Here is a 5,662-nt window from a genome sequence, read left to right as displayed (position 1 = left end):
CGAGAGCGTCGCGGAGGTCGTCGAGGGTGGCGGCATCAAGCGTGGACATACCCTATAATCACACTCTAGCCTAAAGAATATTCAGCCGACAGTATGATAACGACTTCTTTGATCGTGGCGTCGTCGGGAACGTCGCGGTGGTAGACCATCGGAATACCGCCGATTTTGGAAAGAGACAGCACAGTTCGACCACTCGTGTTTTTGAGTTCGAAGCCGGTTTGACTGTACTTGATCGAGCGATATTTCTGCGGGGCCTTCCACTTGAGTTCGCCGACGCGGTGTCCGTTGTCCTTCCGCCCCTTCAGCGTCGAGAGGTTGTCGTACAGCCGCTGTACGACCTTCTGCAGCACCTTCGAATGGACTTGTTTCAGGTCGGTCCACCAGTCCTTGAGGTCGGGGAGCACCGACTGCTCGGAGTAGGAAGACGTGCCGTCCTCGCGGTTGAGTCGGTGCAGGAAGTGATTGTAGACCTGTCGACAGGTATCGACAGTCCACGCTAACCGTTCGTGGAGTTCGTCGGTCGGATTGAGCCGATACCTGTAGTTGTAGCGCATGATCTACTCGTCTTCGTCGTTTAGATCGGTGACGCGGACGACTTTGACGGTCGCACCAGTCCACGCTTTTGGGACGTAGATGTGCGCACCGTTGCCGGTCGGTTTAACTTCGGCTTCGAGGACTTCGTGTCCTTCGACCTCGTATCGATCCATTGAGTGTATCTACGAGGTAGATACTCATAATGCTACCGATAGCGTGGGCCTGTGGGCCTGCTGTAGAACAGTCCAAGAAAAACGAGCGGCACTGTATCCCCTCCCTGCTCGCTTCGCTCGCTGAGGTAGGGGCATTAGCGCCTCGATTTAGGTAATCAAGCACTGGCTCAACATGGGAGATGACGAATAGTTCGGCGAAAGAGAGACGACAACCCTCCACCGTTTCCGGAGCTTTTGCTAATGATGCTTTCTGAGAACCCTCACTCCACTGTTTCCGAAGCTATCTCAAACAAAGAAGAGGGTGCTACTAGAAAACAGGTCTATATTACCGGAAGATCTCATGAACCACACAGCGTAAACCACTAGAAAATAACATATAATATATCTATAATAACATTGCTACTGCAGTGCGGTTATTGTTTTAGTTATAGTTATTTAAATCTTTCTTCTTTATTAGACTCTTGTCGAAAAGAGGGGAGACCCGTTCAAACAAAAGCTCCGGAAACAGTGGAGTGAGGGTGTGTTATAAAAACGAGAGCTTAGGAAGTGGTGGTGTGGTGTGAGGTTATAAGCCACTGAGCTTAGGACGCTCCGGAAGCTAAGGAAGCGGTGGTTTTATCATGTCAGGCTGTAATATCGTCTCTCATGGGGATGTTCCAGCGGGATCGTCAAGTGTTCGCGGATGCCCAACCGCTTGACGACTCGTATGAGCCTGAGGATATTCGTGAACGAGACGAGGAACTCGAGAAATACCAACGGGCTCTCCAACCGATCATCGATAATCGCCCGACATCGAACATCTTCCTATACGGGAAGACGGGGACGGGAAAAACCGTTGCGACGAAATTCATGCTGTCGCACTTGGAGAATGATGCTGCCGAGTACGACGACGTTGATCTCTCAACTGTCTGGGTCAGCTGTGAGAACCTTTCCTCGTCTTACCAGGTCGCAGTCGCGCTCGTAAACGAAATTCGTAAAAGCCAGAACAGAGACCGCATCAGTACTACCGGTTATTCCCAGCAACGTGTATTTGATATCCTCTACGAAGAGCTCGATGCACTCGGCGGTACCGTTGTGATTGTTCTCGACGAGATCGACAACATTGGAAACTCCGATGACATTCTCTATGGACTACCTCGAGCGCGGTCGAACGGTTATGTCGGCGATGTTCGCCCTGTGATAATCGGTATCAGTAATGACTTCCAGTTCCGGGATAATCTCTCTCCGAAGGTCAAAGACACACTCGCTGAAAAAGAAATTCTCTTTCCGCCATACGACGCAAACCAACTGCGCCCGATTCTTGAACCACGCGCTGAAAAAGCGTTCTACGATGGTATCCTCGACGGAGACGTGGTTCCACTTTGTGCGGCCTTTGCCGCTCAGGACACTGGATCGGCCAGACAGGCGATCCGTCTGCTTCGTGAAGCTGGAGAACTGGCTCAGGCCGAAGATGTCGATACTGTGACTGAGGATCATGTCCGGGATGCTCAAGACGAACTCGAGAAGAACCAACTGTATGAAGGGATGCAGGAACTCACGACACAGGGCCATGCAGTCCTCTGTGCGCTCGCTTATCGCCAGGCGCTCAACAAAGTCCCTGTTCGATCTCGAGATCTTTACGAACGATACGTGAAGATCTGCGACAGACTTGATGCTGATAGTGTGAGCGAACGGCGTGTCCGCGACCACCTTTCAGATATGAATATGCTTGGGCTCATCAGCGTCTATGAACGGAACGAAGGGCTCTCAGCTGGCCGTTATCACGAGTACGAGCTTGATGTCCCGTTAAACGCAGTTCTTGAGGTTCTTCTCTCGACGAACCGGTTTGAAGAGGTGGCAAACATCATTCGATCGACAGCTGATGACAATAATCTTCTTCAGTCAGACATCTCTGATTATTGAGTCCGGTTTTCGGTGATTGGAACAGTTCGATGGTCACTGAAAGCTCCGGAAACGACGGAGGTTCCGGACTCGCTCAAGAACTCTGGGGATCGCGGAGGAAGATCCGTTACCAATTAGGGTGGTCAATAAATGCTGCTCACGTATATTTGTGCCACACCTAAGCGTACTACCATCAACAACTCCGGTAGTCATTCTTCACGGAAAAAATTTCTTCCAGACTACCCACACTCCACCGTTTCCGAAGCTATGGACGAAGAGGTTTCAACCTTGTCACCAGTTCTGAAACTTGATCGTGGTTGTCGGCAGCTCTTTGCAGTGGTGTGATGAGAACTAATCTAGTCGATTGATGATTCGTCCAGCATCAGACGTGAACTATGCTGACGAACCACCTTCCATTGCTCTGAGTTCATCCTCTAGGCTTTCTCTTTTTCCTATGCAGTCTACAGATCTGAAAGCTTGATATTATTGTTCGAGTACCTCAACATCTGTATTTGTACCCGTTGATCCGGCGACCGCTTTCGCACGCTCGAGTTCACGGATCTCTCGCTGAGCCTGTCGTTCGAGCAGTTCGTCCCGCCGACACCGTTCACGAGCGACATCGTCGACACCGTCCTCGTCATCGATCGTGAAACGCTTGCCACGGTGATCGATCTGCTCGAGCATCAGTACCGATCCTCGGCTTCATCCACTGCAGCATCTCGAGCGTCCGCTTGGAGATGCTCGTAGCGGACCTCGCAGCTGTCCGAACAGAACCGACCAGAATATCCTGCCCGATCGCGAGCAGGTTCTGAACACGTCGGCATCCGACACTCGTCGCGATCAGTCATCTGGCGCTCCCTCGATTCAGGAGCTGAGTCGTCTCAACGTCTGTCGATGTGATTGCTGTCTCTCTTTGTCTCATTGTTTGCTGCGGTGAGCTCTGTTCGAGCCTCCGCACCCCTTTCGGGGGATACAAACCGTCTCGAGTGGCGAGATCACTCGACAGTCAGCGGCTGAACGTCCCATCTGGCGCAGGGAGAAGTCCAGTCCGTATCTCGAGGTCGACACGCCGTAGATGCTTACAGCCATTGTCTGGCTGACGCTGCTCGAAATCAGGACAGGTACCCGTTGTTGCCTCGATATCGACCTCGTAGGTAGCACCGCTCTCACTCTCTACCTCGTATATCGGGCCCATTGTCGCAAAGCGGACGTCCAACTCCTCGTTCAGTGCACGGCGAGTTCGTGGGTCGTCGATCGAGTATCCGCCTGCCTCGAGGGCAGTCGGCGGTTGGGGGTTGTCGCAGGGGGTAGAGAACTCGTCGCGGTGGTTGCGTTCTTGGCCGCACTTCCTGCAGCGCCAGTAGCGTGTCCGATACTCGTAGCCATCAGTGAGATTGAGTTCGTACGGTGTTGGCTCTGCGCCCGGCAGCCACTCGTCGATCGCGACGAGTTCGTGTCCGTTCAGTCGAGCAATGTCTCCTGGATAGCTGCGGTCGCGGTCGCTCGCGTACTCGTTTGTCGGTTGATCTCGATGCGAGTCGCTCTGGAGTGGTCGATTTGTACTCATTCGTGGCCTCGAGGCACACAAGTGTGCGCCTCAGCCCACTCTGGCGCAGAAAAACTGACTGGTCACGCTTGATCTACCTGACCTCATTAATCGACTATTCGGATTGCATCAATGCTGTCGTTCGATCAGACCTGTCGCTAACTGACATAGTTCCTCGACTTCATCAATCTCGGTGAGCCATCGCTCAGGAAGTGCACCCTCTCCGAACCGGGCACCTGCAACTGCGCCGGCAACGGCACCGATCGTATCTGTATCGCCACCCATCATCACTGCGTCGACAATCGCGTCTTCAGCAGTCTCGGCGGTCAGCCCGTGATACAGGCCTGCTTGGAGCGTTGTGACGACGTATCCCGAGTTCTCGAGAGAGATGTTCGCCGAGTCACCACGGAGAGTTGTGGTAATTGGTTCAACAGCGTTCCGAACGTCGTCGGGTAATTCCGACCCAATCTCATTCAGGATTCTTTCGAGAGGCTGGTCGACATCGGTTAGAAGATTAGCGAGCGTCCGGTTGAAGAGCGCACAACTCCACTGACACCGCGAATCAGCGTGTGTGATCGCTGATGACTGCCGGCTGACCTCAACGAGTTCGGTTGGCTCGTTTCGATACGCGATGGCGTATGGCGCACACCGCATCAGGCTGCCGTTGCCGGCGTTGCTGCCTTCCATGCTTGCCTCCCACTCGCGTTGGCCAGCTTCGTCCCACGACTCGCCGTTCTGGATTCGTTGGAGCGCACTCGAGGTCATGATCCCGATGTCGAACGGCCCCGACCGTTTCCAGTCGACGAATCTGGTGGCGATGTCTTCTGGCTCAAATGTGCCGTGTTCTGCGAGACTCCGGGCGATACAGAGAGCCATCTCCGTGTCGTCCGTGATCGTTCCTGCGGGCTGCCCGTGGGTCCCATGGGCGAGCATTTTGGTTACCCGACCGTGTGTTCGCTCGATTTGGTCCGGCCCTTGGAATTCGACTGGGCGTCCGAGCGCGTCCCCACACGCAAGTCCTAACAAGATCCCGTGTGCTCGTGATCGAACCATACAGTGATACTCACGAATCTGGCTGCTAACTGTTGTGGTCTCAGGAGCTGCTCAGTGTAGCTTCAAGCGTGAACGACCTATCTTACCGTAACTTATACCGTAAAGAGGCTCGATCAGTTGTTCATGCCTCCAGAAGGCTACACAACGATCACGATCAGCGATAACTTGGCTGCGAAGTTGACTCGAATCATGGCACGTCATGATTGATCCAGCTACGCTGAAGCAATCAAGTATGCTGTCGATACAACACTCGTCCAAGAAGATGAAATCACTGTACGGGAGCTTGTTCAGCTTCTCGCTGAACGGGTAGAGGAGGTGGATGAAAACGTTTTACAGTAATATTTACGGTAACCCTCATATCGAGGGTTGAAGCTACACTTAGTAGACCGTCCAGTAAATCCGTACCCGGTAGCGGTCCCTACTGGAGATAGAGTTGTGCGGCAGTGTCGAAGCACGATTCTGGAGATCCAGCAAA

At 53.2% G+C, this 5,662-nt stretch carries 6 protein-coding genes and 1 pseudogene; 1 reads left to right on the top strand and 6 read right to left on the bottom strand.

The window, feature by feature from the left end; genetic code table 11:
• Positions 1–95: 95 nt before the first annotated feature.
• Positions 96–554 (bottom strand): annotated as a pseudogene (locus tag BW940_RS20560) (RNA-guided endonuclease InsQ/TnpB family protein); the annotation flags it as partial.
• Positions 555–557: 3 nt separating this feature from the next.
• Positions 558–707 carry a DUF2080 family transposase-associated protein gene (locus BW940_RS21385; RefSeq protein WP_143823981.1) on the bottom strand — a complete coding sequence of 50 codons (150 nt, stop codon included), beginning with the start codon at positions 705–707 and terminating at the stop codon, positions 558–560.
• 645 nt (positions 708–1,352) lie between these two features.
• Between BW940_RS21385 and BW940_RS20555 the strand changes: the two genes are divergently transcribed.
• The gene (locus BW940_RS20555) at positions 1,353–2,609 is read left to right on the top strand and encodes an orc1/cdc6 family replication initiation protein (RefSeq protein WP_076611015.1); all 1,257 of its coding nucleotides are present in this window, start codon (positions 1,353–1,355) and stop codon (positions 2,607–2,609) included.
• Positions 2,610–3,071: 462 nt separating this feature from the next.
• Here the strand turns inward: BW940_RS20555 and BW940_RS20550 are convergent, their stop codons facing one another.
• The 4 genes from BW940_RS20550 to BW940_RS20540 form a co-directional block, all read right to left on the bottom strand.
• Positions 3,072–3,272 carry a hypothetical protein gene (locus tag BW940_RS20550; RefSeq protein ID WP_076611014.1) on the bottom strand — a complete coding sequence of 67 codons (201 nt, stop codon included), beginning with the start codon at positions 3,270–3,272 and terminating at the stop codon, positions 3,072–3,074.
• Complete coding sequence (locus BW940_RS21935) at positions 3,272–3,436, bottom strand: hypothetical protein (protein WP_173834931.1); 165 nt, start codon at positions 3,434–3,436, stop codon at positions 3,272–3,274. The genes BW940_RS20550 and BW940_RS21935 overlap by 1 nt, the downstream gene beginning before the upstream one ends.
• Positions 3,437–3,594: 158 nt before the next feature.
• Positions 3,595–4,155, bottom strand: a complete 561-nt coding sequence (locus BW940_RS20545; protein WP_076611013.1) for a hypothetical protein — start codon at positions 4,153–4,155, stop codon at positions 3,595–3,597.
• Between the two features lie 108 nt (positions 4,156–4,263).
• Positions 4,264–5,187 (bottom strand): ADP-ribosylglycohydrolase family protein, encoded by a 924-nt coding sequence (locus BW940_RS20540; RefSeq protein WP_076611012.1) that lies wholly within the window; start codon positions 5,185–5,187, stop codon positions 4,264–4,266.
• Positions 5,188–5,662 lie beyond the last annotated feature (475 nt).

This window comes from Natronorubrum thiooxidans, from assembly GCF_900156475.1.
GTDB lineage: Archaea > Halobacteriota > Halobacteria > Halobacteriales > Natrialbaceae > Natronorubrum > Natronorubrum thiooxidans.
Note: the sequence above shows the minus strand (reverse complement) of the source record. Positions and strands in the feature narration are given on the sequence as shown.